This window comes from Methylobacterium sp. WL69 (assembly GCF_008039485.1).
In the GTDB taxonomy this organism is placed as follows: Bacteria; Pseudomonadota; Alphaproteobacteria; order Rhizobiales; family Beijerinckiaceae; genus Methylobacterium.
In genome coordinates this window covers 1-4,243 of the sequence record NZ_VRUZ01000162.1, presented here as the reverse complement: position 1 = coordinate 4,243, position 4,243 = coordinate 1, and the positions used below count along the sequence as shown (strand labels likewise).

Below are 4,243 nucleotides of genomic sequence, written 5' to 3'. Positions count from 1 at the left end.
GCCCCGTGGTGATCCACCCCCTCGTGGTGCGCCTCACCCACTGGATCAACGCGGTGGCGGTGTTCTGCATGCTGTTCAGCGGCTGGGCCATCTACAACGCGTCGCCGCTCTTCCCCTTCACCTTCCCGAAATGGGCGACCCTGGGCGGCTGGCTCGGCGGGGCCATCGCCTGGCACTTCGCCGCCATGTGGCTGTTCGCGGTGAACGGCCTCGTCTACCTCGCCTACGGCCTGGCGAGCCGGCACGTAACCCGGACGTTCTTCCCCTTGAGCGTCGGTGCCGTGTGGCGCGACGCGAAGGCGGCGCTCGCCCTCCGCCTCGCCCACCGGCTCGGCCAGTACAACGCCGTGCAGCGCCTCGCCTACGTGGTGGCGTTCGCCCTCGGCGCGCTCCTCCTCGCCTCGGGCCTCGCCCTGTGGAAGCCGGTGCAGCTCCAGGGCCTCGCCGCCCTGTTCGGCGGCTACGAATGGGCCCGCCGGGTGCATTTCGGCGCCATGGCGGGCCTCGTCGGCTTCATCGTCCTGCACCTCGCCCTGGTGCTGGTGGTGCCCAGCACCCTCAAGGCGATGATCACCGGCCGTGCCCGCGTGACGCCCTCGGAGACGTGACCATGACCCGCGATCCGCAAGACTCCGCCCGCCTTAAGGCCCTGCGCGCCGACCTCCAGCCCGAGCTGGTCAAGCTGGAGCGCCGGGCGCTCCTGCGTTCCGGCCTGTCGCTGGGCGCCCTGACCCTGCTCACGGGCTGCGACCTCTCCACCGGCGCCAACGGCACCGTCACCGACCGGGCGCTGTGGGCCATGTCGAAGTTCAACGACCGGGTCCAGGGCTGGCTGTTCGACCCCAACACCCTCGCGCCGACCTACCCGGCCTCGATGATCGACACCCCGTTCCGGTTCAACGCCTACTATCCGCCCGACAACATCCCCGAGGTCGAGGGCGCCGACTGGAAGCTCGAGGTCACCGGCCTCGTCGCCGACAGGACCCCCTGGACCCTGGAAAAGCTCCGCGCCCTGCCGCAGGAGAGCCAGATCACCCGCCACGTCTGCATCGAGGGCTGGAGCCAGATCGGCCAGTGGAGCGGCGTGCCCCTGAAGACGTTCCTCGAACGGGTCGGCGCCGACCTGACCGCGAAATACGTCGGCTTCAAATGCGCCGACCGCTATTACGGCAGCCTCGACATGCCGAGCGCCCTCCATCCCCAGACCGTCCTGGCCCTCGACTTCGCCGGCAAGGAGCTCGCCCCCGAATACGGCTACCCCCTGCGGGTGCGGGTGCCGACCAAGCTCGGCTTCAAGAGCCCGAAATACATCGGCAGCGTCTTCGTCACCAATGATTATCCGGGCGGGTACTGGGAGGACCAGGGCTACAACTGGTTCAGCGGCATCTGATGTTTCGCGATGGACGACGGTTTCGCGCCGCCTCGGCCGTTTGACGCGTCCGGGCCGGTTTGCTCTTTTGGCGCATCCCAGCCACTGCCAAGGATGCGTCCGTGCCCCGTCTGTCACCTCTGATCCTCGCCGCGGCGATCGTTGCCCCGAGCCTCGCCCGCGCCGACGCGCTCACCATCGAAGGGGTCGGGATCAGCCGCGATGTCGACTGTCACGGCAAGGATGTCGGGGTCTACGGCGCGCAGAACGAGATCGCGCTCACCGGCCGGTGTGGCCTCATCACCGTGCACGGCTCGAACCACAAGGTCAGCTTCGAAGCGGGGGCCGGGCTGTCCGTCTCCGGGATCGACAATACGGTGACGGGGGGCACGGTCCAGGACGTGACCGTCAGCGTGACGCAGAACACCGTCACGGCGACGCTGGGCGGCGGCGGCACGCCCGGCAGGCTCGATACGTCCGGCGCCGGCAACCGCGTCTCCCTCGTCCTTGCGGGTCCGACACGCCTAGCGGTGAACGGCGCAGACCATGTCGTGGAATGGACCCGCGGCGAAGGCGTCCCGAACCCCGAGGTCACGGCATCGGGGGTGAAGAACATCATCAAGCGGAAACCGTAGGGCTGCTCCGGCGACCGCCGTGACGGCGGAGGGCGGCCCTCCGACACGCTCGCATCCCCGCCCGTTCCGCCCTACATCGCTCCCCCATGAGCACCGACTCCGACTTCACCCTCGACCCGCGCCTCGACGCCGACACCGTCCATGTCGGCGACCTCGCCCTGTGCCGCGTGCTGCTCATGGACGACGCCCGGTTCCCGTGGCTGATCCTGGTGCCGCGCCGCCCCGACGCCAGCGAGATCACCGACCTGGCGCCGGAGGACGCGAAGGGCCTCATGGACGAGATGCGCCTCGCCACCGGGGTGATGCTGGCCCTGGCGAAACCCGACAAGGTCAACGTCGCGGCGTTGGGCAACGTCGTGCCCCAGCTCCACGTCCACGTCATCGGGCGCTTCCTGTCCGATCCGGCCTGGCCGCGCCCGGTCTGGGGGGTGGGGGAGGCCAAGCCCTATCCGGCCCACGCCCGCGCCCAGATGATCGAGCGCATCGGCGCCCTGTTCGCGGCGGCCTGACCATGACCGATTTTCGCGATGGCCTCGGCTACGTCCACAACCGCCTCGTGCGCCACTCGGCCGAGAGCCTCGCGGCGGTGCCGCCGCTGACCGCGCCCGGCGCCCGCCGCGTGGTGCTCGCCGGCGACCGCATCGTCCTGGCAGACGGCTCGGCCCTGCTCGCCCCCGACCGCATCGGAGCCGAGCCCGGCCCGACGCTGTTCCTCGGCCGCCTCGACGGCGACCCGGTCTTCGCCACCGCCGTGGCGCCGGAGCGGGCCGAGACCTACGATGCCGACCCGGCCTTCCGGACCGACGATCTGCGCAGCCTCGCCGCCGAGGGCAGGGTCGCGCCCCACGAGCTCGGGCTCCTGGCGACGGCGAAATCCCTGCTGTCCTGGCACGCCCGCAACCGCTTCTGCGCCCAGTGCGGCGCCGCGACCGAACCCGGCGCCGGCGGCTACCGGCGCGATTGCGGGTCCTGCGACACCCACCACTTCCCGCGCACGGACCCCGTGGTGATCATGCTGATCACGAAGGGCGACCGCTGCCTGCTCGGCCGCTCGCCCCGGTTCAAGGAGGCGATGTATTCCTGCCTCGCCGGCTTCCTCGAGCCCGGCGAGACCATCGAGGACGCCGTCCGGCGCGAGACCCTCGAGGAGGTCGGGATTCGCATCGGCGCGGTGACGTACCGTGCGTCGCAGCCGTGGCCGTTCCCCGCCTCCCTGATGATCGGCTGCGTCGCCGAGGCCCTCGACGACGCGATCACCCTCGACCCCGTCGAGCTCACCGACGCCCGATGGCTCACCCGGGGCGACGTCCGGGCGATGATGGCCGGTACCCATCCGGACGGCCTCACGGTGCCGCCGCCCATGGCCATCGCGCACAGCCTCATGCGCGCCTTCGTCGATGGGACGGCGTGATCCGCGAACCCATTTCCCCCTGACGGGTTGTGCCTGCTCAGGGCCGCCGCCCGGCGGCCGAGGTTTGGGACACGCGCATGGACATTCCAGTCGACACCGTCACCGAGATCATCCTGCGCCTGCGCGCCGTCGAGGTGAAGGAGGGGCCGACGGACCCCGATTCCGGCTCGAACGCCATCGACGACGGCGCCACCGACGTGCTCACCTCCGGCACCGACGACGCCACCGAGGAAGAGGTCCGGGCGATGATCGGGGCCCTCAACGACGACGAGCGCGCCGACCTCCTGGCCCTGATCTATGTCGGGCGCGGCGACATGGAGGCGGAGGAATGGACCGACGCCGTCCGCTTCGCCCGCGAGCGCGAATCCGTCGGCGAGGGCGCCGCCCGCGAACTGCTCGGCACGCCCAACGCCGCCGACCTGCTCTCCGAGGGCATGGCCAACCTCGGCATCACCCCGGATCTGCCCCAGGCCTGACACCCTTCATAGACGCTCCAGCATCAAGCGCCCCGCCGGTCTCCGGCGGGGCGTTTTTCGTTCGGCACCGCCGCGCTTCTTTCGCCGGCGGTGCAACTATCCACACCGTTAACCCTTTATTAACCCGGCGATTGCCGCGCTCGGGCCGCCATGAGACCTTTCGTTAACAGAAGATTAACGGGAACGGGCCGGCCATGCGGATCGCGATTTCGAAGTGCCTGGAAGCGGTTACGGGTCGTGCCCTCGCCCGCGCGGCGCTCTTCGCGGCCGTGCTGGCGGCCCCCGTCGCCGCGCCGGCCCAGACCTTCGCCTCCCTGCCCGCCACCCCGAGCGTCCTCGTCAGCGGCCCCGC

The 4,243-nt window shown here is 70.6% G+C and carries 6 protein-coding genes; all 6 read left to right on the top strand.

The features are described 5' to 3' along the window. Nucleotides 1–5 precede the first annotated feature (5 nt). Nucleotides 6–608: a cytochrome b/b6 domain-containing protein gene (locus FV218_RS21960; protein ID WP_147711548.1), complete on the top strand. Its 603-nt coding sequence runs from the start codon at nucleotides 6–8 to the stop codon at nucleotides 606–608. 2 nt (nucleotides 609–610) lie between these two features. After that, nucleotides 611–1,390, top strand: a complete 780-nt coding sequence (locus FV218_RS21955; protein ID WP_147711547.1) for a molybdopterin-dependent oxidoreductase — start codon at nucleotides 611–613, stop codon at nucleotides 1,388–1,390. A gap of 101 nt (nucleotides 1,391–1,491) precedes the next feature. Continuing rightward, complete coding sequence (locus tag FV218_RS21950; protein ID WP_147711546.1) at nucleotides 1,492–2,004, top strand: DUF3060 domain-containing protein; 513 nt, start codon at nucleotides 1,492–1,494, stop codon at nucleotides 2,002–2,004. 86 nt (nucleotides 2,005–2,090) lie between these two features. After that, nucleotides 2,091–2,513 (top strand): HIT domain-containing protein, encoded by a 423-nt coding sequence (locus tag FV218_RS21945; RefSeq protein ID WP_147711545.1) that lies wholly within the window; start codon nucleotides 2,091–2,093, stop codon nucleotides 2,511–2,513. 2 nt (nucleotides 2,514–2,515) lie between these two features. Then, nucleotides 2,516–3,415, top strand: coding sequence for an NAD(+) diphosphatase (gene nudC, locus FV218_RS21940; protein ID WP_147711544.1), 900 nt, complete (start codon nucleotides 2,516–2,518; stop codon nucleotides 3,413–3,415). A 77-nt stretch (nucleotides 3,416–3,492) separates the two neighbouring features. Continuing rightward, nucleotides 3,493–3,891 carry a DUF3775 domain-containing protein gene (locus FV218_RS21935; protein ID WP_056088449.1) on the top strand — a complete coding sequence of 133 codons (399 nt, stop codon included), beginning with the start codon at nucleotides 3,493–3,495 and terminating at the stop codon, nucleotides 3,889–3,891. Nucleotides 3,892–4,243 lie beyond the last annotated feature (352 nt).